Genomic DNA, 12,854 nt, shown 5'->3' with positions numbered 1-12,854 from the left:
TCGCGTACGCCGTCCCGGCACTCCGCCTGCGGTCAGGCGTGGCTGCCGCCCCCGCCACCGTCGGACTCGTGCCACGCCGCGTCCAGGTGGACGCTGTCCGGATCCCCGGCGTCGACGAGGAAGCTGATCCGCTGGCCGACGAAGGGCGAGGGCCCGCCCAGGGCGGCGAAGTCCGCGCCGGTGAAAGCGATGTCGCCGCCGCCTCCGCTCCTGCCCACCAGCACTTGCCCTGCGCCGGCGCTGATGCTCTTGACGGTACCTGTCTGACGCTCGGATGACATGATGGTTCTCCTCCCGGACGGTCGCTTGCGTCGGACGCCCCGCGCGCCCGTATGCGCAACACACAACGCGTCCACCGGGCGCGGGCGGTCATGATCGCGCGAAGACGCAGGAAGACGGGCGCGGCCCGGACGCTTTTGCCAGAATGAGCGGGCAGACGGCTTCCGCCGTCCACGGAGTTCCCATGGAAGCGCAATCGGTCTACTACGCCATCGCGGTCCTGCTGGTGCTGGTCGGCCTGGCCGGGATCATCCTGCCGGCGCTGCCCGGTCTGCCGCTGGTATTCGCCGGCATGCTGCTGGCGGCGTGGGCGGGCGGGTTCGAGCACATCGGCGGCTGGACGCTGCTGCTGCTCGCGGTCCTGACCCTGATCTCGATCGGGGTCGACTTCCTCGCGTCCGCGGCCGGCGCCAAGCGCGTCGGCGCCAGCCGGCTGGCGGTGGTCGGTGCGCTGGTGGGCACCGTGGTCGGGCTGTTCTTCGGACTGGTGGGCGTGTTCGTCGGACCGTTCGTGGGCGCGGTGCTGGGTGAACTGGTCGCGCGCCGGGGCATCGGCCACCGCGACCTCGGGCAGGCCACCAGGGTCGGCGTCGGCACCTGGTTCGGCATCTTCGTCGGCACCGTGCTCAAGATCACCATCGCATTCGCGATGGTCGGCATCTTCGCGCTGGCCTGGTGGACCGACTGAGACGCCATCGCCAGCGGGGCGATAGACTGCCGCTTCCCCCGCCCCATCCCCGCATGCCTGTGCTCGTTCGCTTCGCCCCTGGTTCCATGGCCCGCGTGATCCTGCTGGCGTTGCTGCTCGTGTCCGGCCTGCTGGCGACGCTGCCGGTCGAGGCGATGCAGGCCGCGGATGCCGTCGCGCCCGCACAGGCGCCGACGGCGACCGAACCCGCCACCGACGCGCCACCTCCCGATGACATCCGCGGACGCTTCGACTTCACCTTCGGCCGCGTTGCCGCGCGCCTGGCCGAACTGGCGGCGAAGCTGCCCCTGCTGCTCGTCGCCCTGCTGATCGTCGCATTCGCGGCATGGCTGGGCGGCTTCGTCTCGCGGCGCCTGCACCTGCTGCGACTGCGGACCGACAATCCGTACATGGACGCGTTGATCCGCAACGTCCTGCGCGCGCTGCTGGTCCTGTCCGGCGTGCTGATCGCTCTCGAGCTGCTCCAGGCCACCGCCCTGGTCAGCGCCGTGCTGGGCTCGGCCGGCGTCATCGGCCTGGTGCTCGGCTTCGCCTTCAAGGACATCGCCGAGAACTACGTCGCCGGGGTGCTGCTCAGCCTGCGCCAGCCGTTCGCACCGGGCGACCACGTGGTGATCGACGGCAACGAGGGCAAGGTGGTCGCGCTGCACTCGCGTTCGACCCTGCTGATGACGCTCGACGGCAACGAGTTGCGGCTGCCGAACGCGCTGGTGTTCAAGGCGATCATCCTCAACTACAGCCGCAATCCGAAGCGGCGTTTCGATTTCGCCGTCACCATCGACGTCGGCCAGTCGATCCACAGGGCGCAGTCGCTGGGGCTCGAACAGGTGTGCCGGATCGAGGGCCTGCTGTCCGACCCGGGCCCGTCGTGGAGCGTGCAGGAATTCGCGCCGACCGGCATCGTGCTGCGCTTCTTCGGCTGGATCGACCAGCGCCACAGCGACCTGGGCAAGGTCCGCAGCGAGGCGATCCGCATGGTCAAGGCTGCTTACGCGCGCGCCGGCATCGAGGGGCCCCGCACCACATACCACCTGCTGACCGCGCGCGACGAAAGCCGTGGCGCCGAAGTCCGCGGCGATGCCGAACCCGTTCTCGGGACCGATGCCGATACCTCGGTGAACCGCGACATCGATGCGCAACTGGCCGAGGCGCAACAGGCTGCCGACGGCGGCGCCAACCTCCTCGAACGGGGACCCGACGCTAGATGAGCACGTTCAAGACTCCGCTTCCCCTGGCCCTGATGGCGCTCGCGTCGGCACCCCTGCTTGCGCAGCCGGCGACGGAGCCATCGCTGGCGACCTGCCTGGCCATCGAGACCGACGCCGCGCGGCTCGCCTGCTACGACGCGCTCGCCCGGCGCGATTCCGCCGGACCGATCGAGGCGGACCTTGCCGCGGCACGCGCGCGCCAGGCGCTGGAAGCCGAAGCCCTTGACCAGGCCGCGCCAGGCACCCGCACTCCGCAGGCGAACGACCTGTTCCGCCACGACGACGAGATCGGCCAGGCCCTGGCCAATGCCGGGCGTGGCTCGCTGCTCGACAGCCGCTGGGAGCTGGCCCGCGATTCCAAGCTGGGCCTGTTCAACTTCCGGGTCTACAAGCCGGTGTACCTGATGCCGGCGTTCTGGACCTCGCGGACCAACGACACGCCCTCCTCGGCGAATCCGGACAATACCGTGACCGACCCGATCGGACAGGATTCGGTCGAAACCAAGTTCCAGCTGAGCTTCAAGACCAAGGCGGTGGAGAACCTGTTCGGCGACAACGGCGACGTCTGGATGGGCTACACGCAGTCCTCCCGCTGGCAGGTCTACAACAGCGAGCAGTCGCGGCCGTTCCGCGAAACCAACTACGAACCGGAAATCCTGCTGGTGTTCCGCAACGCCTACAGTCTCGGCGACTGGAAGGGGCGCATGGCCGCGGTGGGCATCAACCACCAGTCCAACGGCCGCGGCGACCCGCTCTCGCGCAGCTGGAACCGGATCATGTTCAACATCGGCCTGGACCGCGACGACTGGGCGCTGATGCTGCGTCCCTGGATCCGCGTCTCCGACGGCGGCGACGACGACAACCCAGGCATCGAGGATTACATCGGCCGCGGCGACGTCACCCTGACCCACGTCCGCGGCCGCAACGAGTTCTCGCTGATGGCGCGGCATTCGCTGCGCGGCGGCGATCGCTCGCATGGCGCGGTGCAGTTCGACTGGGGATTTCCGATCCATCCTTCGCTGCCGATGCGCGGCCGCCTGCAGCTGTTCCATGGCTACGGCGAGAGCCTGATCGACTACAACCACAAGGCCACCTACATCGGCCTGGGCGTTTCCCTGCAGGAGTGGTTCGCGCCGCATGGCGACTGAGCCAGCGGACGTTTCGCCTTCACGTCGCCATGGCGAGGCGGCCGGCACAGTGCCGGCCCGCGCCAGCGCGTCCCACCCGCCCGCGCCACCCAGACCCGCCGCCGGAGCCATCGCCGCATGACCTGGACCATCGTGTCGACGATCGTGCTGACCATCCTGGCGGTGTTCCTGGCTCTGAACTTCGCCAGGCCCGAGAAGAAGATCGAGAAGAAGGTCGAGCACCGCCACGCTGTGTCGGATCCGCAGTTCCGGCGCGAGATGTCCGTGCTGCTCGGCCCGACGGTACTCCCGGGCAACCTCGTCGAGGATTTCCAGAACGGCGACGAGATCTTCCCGGCGATGCTCGCGGCGATCGCCGGCGCGCGCCACACCGTCACCATGGAGACCTACATCTACTGGTCGGGCGAGATCGGCAGGCAGGTCGCGCATGCCCTGGCGGCGAGCGCGCGCCGGGGCGTGACGGTGCACCTGATGCTCGACTGGGCCGGCAGCGTCAAGATGGACGCAGAACTGCTGGCGCTGATCGAGGACGCCGGTGTGCGGGTCGAGCGCTACCGGCCGCTGCGCTGGTACAACCTGCGGCGCCTGAACAACCGCACCCACCGCAAGCTGCTGGTGGTCGACGGCCGCATCGGCTTCACCGGCGGCGTCGGCATCGCCGACCAGTGGACCGGCCACGCGCAGGATCCCGACCACTGGCGCGAGACCCACTTCCGGATCGAAGGGCCGGTGGTGGCGCAGCTGCAGGCGGCCTTCAACGACAACTGGATCAAGACCACCGGCGAACTGCTCAACGGTGAGGGCTATTTCCCCGAACTCGAGCGCGCCGGCGACATGGACGCGCACCTGTTCATCGCCTCGCCGGCAGGCGGCAGCGAGAGCATGCACCTGATGTATCTCACCGCCATCGCCGCCGCGACCATCAGCATCGACCTGTGCGCGGCCTACTTCGTGCCCGACGAACTCATCAGCGATGCGCTGCTGGCCGCGCGTGGGCGCGGCGTGCGCGTGCGCGTGCTGCTGCCGGGCGAGCACATCGATTCGGAAACGGTGCGGTTCTCGTCGAAGGCTTCGTGGGGGCCCCTGCTGCAAGGCGGCGTCGAGATCCACGAGTACCGCCCCACCATGACCCACGTGAAGCTGCTGGTGGTGGACGGCGAGCTGGTCTCTGTGGGCTCGACCAACTTCGACATGCGTTCGTTCCGGCTCAACGACGAGGCCAGCCTCAACGTCTACGACCGCGGTTTCGCGGCGAAGATGACCGCGGTGTTCGAGCGCGACCTGGAGCAGGCGAAGCAGTACGACTACGCGATGTGGTCGCGCCGGCCGCTCCGGGACAGGTTCATCGAAACCGTGATGCGGCCGATCCGATCGCAGATCTGACCCGGCGGCATCACGTCCAGTCGGTGATGCCTTCGCGGCGATAGACCTCGGCGAAGGACGGCAATGCCTTCATCCGCGCCGCGTGCACGGCGAGCGGCGCCCAGTCGTCGCTGGGACGCGGCATGTTGCGCGACCAGCGCATCAGCATGGTCAGCAGGAAGTCGGCGGCGCTGCGCCGCTCGCCGAGCAGGTACGGACCGCCCGCGGCGAGGTGGTCGGCCAGCTGCTGCCAGGCCTCCTCCAGTACCGCGCGCGCCGATGCGCGCACGCGTTCCGCGTTCTGCGGGCCGGCAGGCTCGTCCGGATAGAACCAGTCGCGGTAGGCCGGCATCAGCGTGTAGGCGCAGAACAGCATCCAGCGGTAGTAGTCGCCCCGCGCGGGCGCGCCGACGCCCGGCGCCAGCCCGGCCTGCGGATGGAGGTCGGCGAGCTGCATGACGATCGCCGCCGACTCGGTCAGCACCTGCCCGTCCATCATCAGCGCGGGCACCCGCCCCTGCGGATTGATCGCGAGATAGTCCGGCGACTTCTGCTCGCGCCGGTCGAAGTCGAGCATGCGCAGTTCGTGTTCGACGCCGAGCTCGATCAGCAACCAGTGGACGACGAGGGACGCGGTGCTGGGAGAACCGTAGAGGACGATCGACATGGACTTCACGCGCATCGGGGATGCCGCGATTATCGCCTGCGCCTGCGTCGTCGAACACCGGGCGATTCCCGTGCGTTCCGGCGCGCCGGCCGGACGCGGCCAGCCTGCGATTGCCCCCGCGCCAGGAAAGTGCGCAGTGCGGGATTCCTCACCCGCTGCGCGAGTTCGGAATGACAGGCCTTTTTGCAGTCGAAATGACAGCCCTTACCAGTTGAAATGACAGCCCTTCTCAGTCGGAACGACAGGCATTTTCTTCCAGTTGGAGCGACGGGCCCTATTCGGTCGTTCTGCAGGACACCTGTCATTTCGATCGAAGGAAGAAATCCACCTACCGGCCGCGCGATGCTCAGGCGATCTCGACCACCGGGATCCTCCCGATCCTGGCCTGCCATTCCCGCGGCCCGGTGACGTGCACCGACGTGCCGTTCGAATCGACCGCTACCGTCACCGGCATGTCGCGCACCTCGAACTCGTAGACCGCCTCCATGCCCAGGTCCTCGAACGCGACCACCCGCGCCGCGCGGATCGCCTTCGACACCAGATAGGCCGAGCCGCCGACCGCCATCAGGTACACCGAGCGGTGCTTCCTGATCGCCTCCAGCGCCGCGGGGCCACGTTCTGCCTTGCCGATCATGCCCAGCAGGCCGGTCTGGGCCAGGACCTGCTCGGTGAACTTGTCCATGCGCGTGGCCGTGGTCGGGCCGGCCGGGCCGACGACTTCGCCCTGCACCGGATCGACCGGGCCGACGTAATAGATGAAGCGGCCCTTGAGGTCGACCGGCAGCGGTTCGCCCCGGTCGAGCATGTCGACCATGCGCTTGTGGGCGGCGTCGCGGCCGGTGAGCATTTTCCCGTTGAGCAGCAGCACCTCGCCGGGTTTCAAGGTGGCGATCTCCTCACGGGTGATGGTGTCGAGGTTCACCCGGCGCGCGTTCTGCGGGTTGTAGGTCAGCTTCGGCCAGTCCTCCAGCGAGGGCGGGTCGAGCGCGACCGGGCCACTGCCGTCGAGGGTGAAGTGCGCATGGCGCGTGGCCGCGCAGTTCGGGATCATCGCCACCGGGAGGTTGGCCGCGTGGGTCGGGTAGTCCCTGACCTTGATGTCCAGCACCGTGGTCAGGCCGCCCAGGCCCTGGGCGCCGATGCCCAGCGCGTTGACCTTCTCGTACAGCTCCAGGCGCAGTTCCTCGGCGCGGCTGGACGGGCCGCGCGCGATCAGGTCCTGGATGTCGATCGGCTCCATCAGCGCTTCCTTGGCCAGCAGCATCGCCTTCTCGGCGGTGCCGCCGATGCCGATGCCGAGCATGCCCGGCGGACACCAGCCCGCGCCCATGGTCGGCACCGTCCTCAGTACCCAGTCGACGATCGAGTCGGACGGGTTGAGCATCGCGAACTTCGACTTCGCCTCGGAACCGCCGCCCTTGGCCGCGACGATCACGTCGACGGTGTTGCCGGGGACGATCTTCATGTTGACCACGGCCGGCGTATTGTCCTTCGTGTTCTGGCGCCTGCCGGCCGGATCGGCCAGCACCGAGGCGCGCAGCTTGTTGTCAGGGTGGTTGTAGGCACGGCGCACGCCCTCGTTGACGGCGTCCTCGAGCGAGCCGGTGAAACCTTGCCAGCGCACGTCCATGCCGACTTCGAGGAACACTGTGACGATGCCGGTGTCCTGGCAGATCGGTCGGTGCCCTTCGGCGCACATGCGCGAGTTGATCAGGATCTGCGCCATCGCGTCCTTGGCCGCGGGCGACTCCTCGCGCTCGTACGCGGCGGCGAGGTTCCGGATGTAGTCGACCGGGTGGTAGTAGCTGATGTACTGGAGGGCGTCGGCGATCGACTGGATCAGGTCGTCCTGCTTGATCGTGCTGGTAGAAGCGAGGGTCACGGCTGGCTCGGCGGCTTGCGGGAACGCCCATTTTAGCTGCCCGGAGCGCGCTCGCCCCGTTCCTGCGGGTTCAAGGGCGCATCAATTTTTTCCGCCGGCCGGAAGGGCACGGCATCGGGCGCGCCCGCTGCTCGCCCCCGCGCTGCGGGAAAATTCTGGTTCTTCTCCCAACCGAGGGGAGCTGGATGCAATAGGGAAGAAGCGCCACGTCCGGGCTTCGGACTGACGCCACGCCCTGTCGCCCGGGGATCGCTTTTCGCTCGGTCAGGGCCGCTGCGCGGTCCGGCCCGGCACAGCGCGCCGGGCGCTCGCGTGGATGCGCGGCATGCCGCGCAAGCCATCCACGCTCTCCCTGCCCTGACTCGCGCGCAAAACATCCATGTTTTGCTTGTCGCGATCCCCAGCCGCCAGGACGCGGCTCACTGCGACTGATGCTGCGATGGCTCGATGGCGCGCATTTTTCGAAACCACGCCAGTGACTGGCCGATGGTCGTTCCGGGGCGGGGGTTGCGGAGAGCAGCGCATGGATGCGCTGCGGCGGCGAGTCAGCCATGGGTGAGCACGGACGTCTGCGCGGCACTGCCGCGCGGCCGTGCGAACGCCCGGCGCGCTGCGCCGGGCCGGACCGCGGAGCGGACTGACCGAGCCGAAGAGTAACCCCCGGCCCGGGACGACTCCCCGCCGCAGGCCTGATCCAGATCGCTTGCAACCCAGCTGAACTCCCTCGAATGGGAGAAGAAGCAAAATTCTGAGGGGCTCCGCCCGCGCCTCGCGGCCACCCTCGCACCCTCACCCTGCGTCAGACGCGCCCACGTGGCGGCGCGGCGGTGGACCCACGCAGCATCAGGCGGAAGTCCAGGGTCTGCTGGTGCGGCACCTCCACCCCCTCGATGATGGCCAGCAGGAGCCTGGCCGCGCGGACGCCGATCTCCCGCATGGGCTGGCTGATCGTGGTCAGCGGCGGGCTCAGGTAGCGCGAGGACGCCAGGTCGTCGAAACCGACCACGGAAAAATCCTGCGGCACGCGGACGTCCAGGTCCCGGCACGCCGCGAGCACGCCCAACGCCATCTGGTCGCTGAAACAGAACGCGGCGGTGGGCGCAGGCGCCTGGGCCAGGAACTTCGTCGCAGCCGCGTGGCCGGACTCCACCGAGAAGTCGCCGGGGACCGTCGTCAGCAGGTCCAGGCGGCCGTGCGCCCTGGCCGCGGCCATGGCTCCTTCCAGGCGCTGCCGGTGCAGCGGGTTGTCGGGAGGGCCACCCACCACGGCGACCCGCGCGTGCCCCAGCGCATACAGGTGCTCCATCGCCGTGCGCGCCGCGGCCGCGTTGTCGATGTGGACGCTGGGAATCCCCAGCGTCGGTTCGAACTCGCATCCGTTGACCACCGGCGCCTTCGCGCCGAGCTGCCGGACGATCTCCCGTGCGGTCGGCGGCAGCCGGTGGCCGAGGACGATCATGCCGTCGGCCTGGTTGCGCGGCAGCATCTGCGCGTAGCGCTCCTCGCGCTCCGCCTGGTGTTCGGTATCGCCGAGCAGGACCGCGTAGCCGGCCGCCTGCGCGGCCTCCTCCGCACCCTTGAGGATCTGCGCGAAGAACGGGTTGCCGATGTCCGGGACCGTGATCAGGATCTTGCCGCTGCGCTGGGTCTTGAGCGTCCGGGCCGACGCGTTGGGGACATAGCCCAGCGCGGCGGCGGCCTGCTCGATGCGCCTTCGCGTGTCCGGCAGGACCTTTTCGGGCCGCGAGAGCGCGCGGGACACGGTGCCCGCCGAGACGCCCACGTGCCTGGCGATGTCGTAGATGGTGGCCATGTCCCCGTCCCCGGATGCGCGCGATGCAGTGCACAACGCGTGCCCCGATCATCGCATGCTAGGATCGGATGCAATCGATTGCATCAGGTCATTCGGCATGCGGACACTGCAGGGCCCGGCGCTGTTCCTGGCCCAGTTCATCGGCGGCGAGCCTCCGTTCGACCGCCTGGACACCCTGGCCCAATGGGCCGCCGGACTGGGCTATCGCGGCGTGCAGGTGCCGACCAGCGCGCCGCACATCTTCGATCTCGCCCGGGCCGCGGAGAGCCAGGTCTACTGCGACGACCTCGCCGGCATGCTGGCCGGCCACGGGATCCGGATCACCGAACTGTCCACCCACCTGCAGGGCCAGCTGGTGGCCGTGCACCCGGCCTATGACGCGCTGTTCGACGGCTTCGCCCCGGAAGACCGGCGCGGCAACCCGGCCGCGCGGCAGGCCTGGGCGGTGGAACAGCTGAAGCTGGCGGCGCAGGCCAGCCAGCGCCTGGGCCTCACCGCGCACGCCACCTTCTCCGGCGCACTGGCCTGGCCGTACTTCTATCCCTGGCCGCAGCGTCCGTCCGGCCTGGTCGACGAGGCCTTCGCCGAACTCGGCCGCCGCTGGCGCCCGATCCTCGACGCCTTCGACGACTGCGGGGTGGACCTGTGCTACGAGATCCATCCGGGCGAGGACCTGCACGACGGCGCGACCTTCGAGCGGTTCCTGGACGCGGTCGACCACCATCCGCGCGCCAAGATCCTCTACGACCCCAGCCACCTGCTGCTGCAGCAGATGGACTACCTGGGCTTCATCGACCGCTACCACGCGCGCATCGGCATGTTCCACGCCAAGGACGCCGAGTACCGCGCCGACGCGCGCAGCGGCGTCTATGGCGGTTACCAGGGCTGGATCGACCGCCCGGGCCGGTTCCGCTCGCTCGGAGACGGGCAGGTCGACTTCAAGGCGATCTTCTCGAAGCTGGCCCAGTACGATTTCCCGGGCTGGGCGGTCGTGGAGTGGGAGTGCTGCCTGAAGCACCCGGAGGACGGCGCGCGCGAGGGCGCGGCCTTCGTGCGCGAGCACCTGATCCGCGTGACCGAACGCGCCTTCGACGACTTTGCCGATGGCGGCGCCGACCCGAAGGCGCTGCGCGGCATGCTGGGGCTTTGAATCCATACCGCGTGATGCGGGCAACACCCTGGGAGGGGATGCAATGACGGCCACGATGTCGCGCCTTGGCGTGATGATGTTCCTGCAGTTCTTCATCTGGGGCGCCTGGTTCGTGACCCTGGGCACGTACCTGGTCAATGGCCCCCTGCAGGCCAGCGCCAGCCAGGTGGCGACCGCGTTCCTCAGCCAGTCGGTCGGCGCGATCGTCGCGCCGTTCCTGGTCGGGCTGATCGCCGACCGCTACTTCGCCGCGCAGCGCATCCTCGCCCTGCTGCACCTGGCCGGCGCGGCGCTGATGTGGGGCGCGTCGACGGCCACCAGCTTCAACGCGTTCTCCGGGTTCGTGTTCGGCTACATGCTGCTGTTCATGCCGACCCTGGCGCTGGCCACCAGCATCGCGATGCGGCACATGCAGTCGCCGGAGAAGCAGTTCCCGCCGGTGCGCGTGGCCGGCAGCATCGGCTGGATCGTCGCCGGCGTGCTCATCGGCTGGCTGGGCTGGGAGCAGACCCAGCGCCTGGACTTCACCTTCAGGATGGCCGCGATCGCTTCGGCGGTGCTGGGCCTGTACGCGCTGACCCTGCCGCACACGCCGCCGCTGGCGCGCGAGCGGGGTGCGAAGCTGGGCGAGATCCTCGGGCTGGATGCGGCGCTGCACCTGCTCAAGTCGCGCGCCTACCTGGTGTTCTTCCTCGCCTCGATCGCGATCTGCATCCCGCTGTCGTTCTACTACAACTTCACCAACCCCTTCCTCAACGACGTCGGCGTGCGCGGCGCGGCCGGGCTGCAGTCATTGGGCCAGGTGTCCGAAGTGCTGCTGATGCTGGCCATGCCGTTCCTGTTCGTGCGCCTGGGAGTGAAGGTGATGCTGGCGGTGGGCATGGGCGCGTGGGTGCTGCGCTACGTGATGTTCGCCTTCGGCGACGCGGACGCGGGCTTCGCGCTGCTGGTGATCGGCATCGTGCTGCACGGCATCTGCTACGACTTCTTCTTCGTCACCGGTCAGATCTACACCGATGCGCACGCCGGGCAGAAATTCCGCAGCAGCGCGCAGGGTTTCATCACCCTGGCCACCTACGGCGTGGGCATGCTGATCGGCACCTTCCTGTCGGGCGCGGTCGTGGAGCACTACACCACCGACGCCGGCCCGGATTGGGAGCGGATCTGGCTGTTCCCGGCCGGGGTCGCGTTCGTGGTGCTGGTGGCCTTCCTGTTCCTGTTCCGCGAAGGGCGGACGGCGGCGCCTGCCGCTTCGCCCGCGCACTGAGGGCCGCGCCATGGGTACGCTGGGAGTCGCCATCGTCGGCACCGGCATGATCGGTGCGGTGCACCGCCGCGCGGCGGTGCTGGCCGGCGCCACCGTGCGCGGCGTGGCCGCGTCCTCGCCCGCGCGTGCGCAGGAAGTGGCGCAGGCCTGGGGCGTGGCCCGGGGCTATGGCGGAATCGAGGACGTGATCGCCGACCCGCAGGTGCAGGTCGTGCATGTGTGCACGCCCAACCACCTGCACCGGTCGATGGCGCAGGCGGCGCTGGAGGCCGGCAAGCACGTGGTCTGCGAGAAGCCGCTGGCCACCACCCTGGAAGACGCGCGCGCCCTGGCCGCGCTGGCCGCGTCCACCGGGCAGGTGGCCACGGTGCCCTTCGTCTACCGTTACCACCCGGTGGTGCGCGAGGCGCGTGCGCGCATCGCCGCGGGCGATCTGGGACCGCTGCGCCTGATCCACGGCAGCTACCTGCAGGACTGGCTGCTGGATCCGGCCAGCAACAACTGGCGCGTGGATCCGGCGCTGGGCGGCGCATCGCGCGTGTTCGCCGACATCGGCTCGCACTGGTGCGACCTGGTGGAGTGGGTGGGCGGCGAGCGCTTCGCCGAAGTCAGCGCGGTGTTCGAAACGGTGATCGCCGAGCGCGGCGTGGCGACCGGCAAGAGCTTCACCACGCCGGCCGCCGGCGGCGACACCCAGGCCGTGTCCAGCGAGGACGTGGCCGCGGCCATGTTCAGGACCGGCAACGGCACGCTGGCGACCGTCACCGTCAGCCAGGTCTCGGCCGGGCGCCGCAACCGCCTGTGGTTCGAGATCGACGGGGCGAAGGCCAGCGTGGCGTTCGACCAGGAGGACTGCGAGCGGCTGTGGATGGGCTATCCCGACCAGCGCGAGGAAGTGTTCGTGCGCGGGCCGGGCGCCGGCAGCGCTGAGCAACGGCGGCTGTCGGTGCTGCCCGCCGGCCATGCGCAGGGCTATGCCAACTGTTTCGAGGCCTTCGTCGCCGACACCTACCGGGCGATCGCGGACGAACGCCCGGAGGGCCTGCCGACTTTCGAGGACGGCCTGCGTTCGGCGCTGATCGTCGATCGCGTCATCGCTTCGTCGAGGTCGCGCGCATGGATGCCGATCGCCTGAATTCCTGCGGCGCGCCGGGACCCCTCCCTGGCCGCGCCGGTATCCTTTGCCTGCAGCGCGTCAAGGCAATGCTTAAAAGTCCGGTTTGTCGTTCCGAACGCAGTGAGAAGAGCTTCACAACGGCCAAGCCGGTCAACGTCGGAAGTGAACGGCATGGATTTCTCGCTACGCTCGAAATGACAATTTTTCAGTGTTGCCTTAAGCGCGGGGCGGATTCCATTCGCCGTTACCGCA

General features: G+C 69.1%; 11 protein-coding genes. 7 read left to right on the top strand and 4 right to left on the bottom strand.

Annotation, left to right across the window (positions count from 1 at the left end):
* Window positions 1-32 precede the first annotated feature (32 nt).
* Window positions 33-281: a hypothetical protein gene (locus tag FZO89_RS15475; RefSeq protein ID WP_149104335.1), complete on the bottom strand. Its 249-nt coding sequence runs from the start codon at window positions 279-281 to the stop codon at window positions 33-35.
* 182 nt (window positions 282-463) lie between these two features.
* Here FZO89_RS15475 and FZO89_RS15470 point away from each other — a divergent pair, with 182 nt between their 5' ends.
* The 4 genes from FZO89_RS15470 (at window position 464) to FZO89_RS15455 (ending at window position 4,727) form a co-directional block, all read left to right on the top strand.
* On the top strand, window positions 464-967 hold the full coding sequence (locus FZO89_RS15470; protein ID WP_149104334.1) for a DUF456 domain-containing protein: 504 nt from the start codon (window positions 464-466) through the stop codon (window positions 965-967).
* 86 nt (window positions 968-1,053) lie between these two features.
* Window positions 1,054-2,196 (top strand): mechanosensitive ion channel family protein, encoded by a 1,143-nt coding sequence (locus FZO89_RS15465; protein ID WP_187471217.1) that lies wholly within the window; start codon window positions 1,054-1,056, stop codon window positions 2,194-2,196.
* Window positions 2,193-3,344, top strand: coding sequence for a phospholipase A (locus FZO89_RS15460; protein ID WP_149104332.1), 1,152 nt, complete (start codon window positions 2,193-2,195; stop codon window positions 3,342-3,344). The genes FZO89_RS15465 and FZO89_RS15460 overlap by 4 nt, the downstream gene beginning before the upstream one ends.
* Window positions 3,345-3,461: 117 nt before the next feature.
* Window positions 3,462-4,727: a phospholipase D-like domain-containing protein gene (locus FZO89_RS15455; RefSeq protein ID WP_149104331.1), complete on the top strand. Its 1,266-nt coding sequence runs from the start codon at window positions 3,462-3,464 to the stop codon at window positions 4,725-4,727.
* Window positions 4,728-4,737: 10 nt separating this feature from the next.
* On the opposite strand, the gene FZO89_RS15450 is transcribed toward FZO89_RS15455, so the two are convergent.
* The 3 genes from FZO89_RS15450 to FZO89_RS15440 all read right to left on the bottom strand — a co-directional run bounded on the left by FZO89_RS15450 (window position 4,738) and on the right by FZO89_RS15440 (window position 9,068).
* Entirely contained in the window at window positions 4,738-5,373 is a 636-nt protein-coding gene (locus tag FZO89_RS15450) for a glutathione S-transferase family protein (protein WP_149104645.1), read from the bottom strand.
* A gap of 346 nt (window positions 5,374-5,719) precedes the next feature.
* Window positions 5,720-7,255, bottom strand: a complete 1,536-nt coding sequence (locus FZO89_RS15445) for a fumarate hydratase (RefSeq protein WP_149104330.1) — start codon at window positions 7,253-7,255, stop codon at window positions 5,720-5,722.
* Window positions 7,256-8,054: 799 nt separating this feature from the next.
* Window positions 8,055-9,068 carry a LacI family DNA-binding transcriptional regulator gene (locus FZO89_RS15440; protein WP_149104329.1) on the bottom strand — a complete coding sequence of 338 codons (1,014 nt, stop codon included), beginning with the start codon at window positions 9,066-9,068 and terminating at the stop codon, window positions 8,055-8,057.
* Window positions 9,069-9,165: 97 nt separating this feature from the next.
* Between FZO89_RS15440 and FZO89_RS15435 the strand changes: the two genes are divergently transcribed.
* The 3 genes from FZO89_RS15435 to FZO89_RS15425 are packed head-to-tail and all read left to right on the top strand — an operon-like array spanning window position 9,166 to window position 12,620.
* Window positions 9,166-10,218: a sugar phosphate isomerase/epimerase family protein gene (locus tag FZO89_RS15435; RefSeq protein WP_149104328.1), complete on the top strand. Its 1,053-nt coding sequence runs from the start codon at window positions 9,166-9,168 to the stop codon at window positions 10,216-10,218.
* Between the two features lie 43 nt (window positions 10,219-10,261).
* The gene (locus FZO89_RS15430) at window positions 10,262-11,485 is read left to right on the top strand and encodes an MFS transporter (RefSeq protein ID WP_149104327.1); all 1,224 of its coding nucleotides are present in this window, start codon (window positions 10,262-10,264) and stop codon (window positions 11,483-11,485) included.
* A 10-nt stretch (window positions 11,486-11,495) separates the two neighbouring features.
* Entirely contained in the window at window positions 11,496-12,620 is a 1,125-nt protein-coding gene (locus FZO89_RS15425) for a Gfo/Idh/MocA family protein (RefSeq protein WP_149104326.1), read from the top strand.
* The last annotated feature ends 234 nt before the right edge of the window (window positions 12,621-12,854 follow it).

The sequence above is a fragment of the Luteimonas viscosa genome, assembly GCF_008244685.1.
Classification (GTDB): Bacteria; Pseudomonadota; Gammaproteobacteria; order Xanthomonadales; family Xanthomonadaceae; genus Luteimonas; species Luteimonas viscosa.
The sequence above is the reverse complement of the archived record's forward strand: the minus strand, read 5'-3'. Positions and strand labels throughout refer to the sequence as shown.

Coding starts and splice junctions, on each gene's coding strand:
- FZO89_RS15455 (WP_149104331.1), top strand. CDS start 3,462: ATGACCTGGACCATCGTGTCGACGATCGTGCTGACCATCCTGGCGGTG.
- FZO89_RS15430 (WP_149104327.1), top strand. CDS start 10,262: ATGACGGCCACGATGTCGCGCCTTGGCGTGATGATGTTCCTGCAGTTC.
- FZO89_RS15450 (WP_149104645.1), bottom strand. CDS start 5,373: ATGTCGATCGTCCTCTACGGTTCTCCCAGCACCGCGTCCCTCGTCGTC.
- FZO89_RS15425 (WP_149104326.1), top strand. CDS start 11,496: ATGGGTACGCTGGGAGTCGCCATCGTCGGCACCGGCATGATCGGTGCG.
- FZO89_RS15465 (WP_187471217.1), top strand. CDS start 1,054: ATGGCCCGCGTGATCCTGCTGGCGTTGCTGCTCGTGTCCGGCCTGCTG.
- FZO89_RS15475 (WP_149104335.1), bottom strand. CDS start 281: ATGTCATCCGAGCGTCAGACAGGTACCGTCAAGAGCATCAGCGCCGGC.
- FZO89_RS15440 (WP_149104329.1), bottom strand. CDS start 9,068: ATGGCCACCATCTACGACATCGCCAGGCACGTGGGCGTCTCGGCGGGC.
- FZO89_RS15460 (WP_149104332.1), top strand. CDS start 2,193: ATGAGCACGTTCAAGACTCCGCTTCCCCTGGCCCTGATGGCGCTCGCG.
- FZO89_RS15470 (WP_149104334.1), top strand. CDS start 464: ATGGAAGCGCAATCGGTCTACTACGCCATCGCGGTCCTGCTGGTGCTG.
- FZO89_RS15435 (WP_149104328.1), top strand. CDS start 9,166: ATGCGGACACTGCAGGGCCCGGCGCTGTTCCTGGCCCAGTTCATCGGC.